Annotated in this window: 1 pseudogene; it reads left to right on the top strand. The window is 61.9% G+C overall.

Going from position 1 to position 341, the window contains the following annotated elements:
• Positions 1-271, top strand: a pseudogene (gene ureC / locus RVY79_RS18250) (urease subunit alpha); the annotation flags it as partial.
• Between the last annotated feature and the right edge of the window lie 70 nt (positions 272-341).

Genomic DNA, 341 nt, shown 5'->3' with positions numbered 1-341 from the left:
ATCGGCAGGTGGGGCGCTGGGGCGCACGTCGTTGAGCTTCCTGTCGCAATCGGCTGCTGCTGCCGGTGTGGCGGAAAGCTATGGCCTTGCCAAGACCACGGCGGTGGTCAAGGGCACGCGCAGCGTTACCAAGGCGGACAGGATTCATAACGACTGGCAGCCTGACATCAGCGTGGATCCGGAGACTTATCAGGTGGTAGCGGATGGGAGGGTGCTGACTTGCGAGCCGGCTGAGGTGGTGCCGATGGCGCAGCGGTATTTTTTGTTTTAGGTTTGGGGGTGGGGCGCTGGTGGGCCATCCGCCTTTCGTACCCTGCCGGGCACGACTCACTTTTCTTTGT

Origin of the sequence: Chromohalobacter sp. HP20-39, from assembly GCF_033052815.1 — a bacterium.
Taxonomy (GTDB): Bacteria; Pseudomonadota; Gammaproteobacteria; order Pseudomonadales; family Halomonadaceae; genus Chromohalobacter.
The sequence above is the reverse complement of the archived record's forward strand: the minus strand, read 5'-3'. Positions and strand labels throughout refer to the sequence as shown.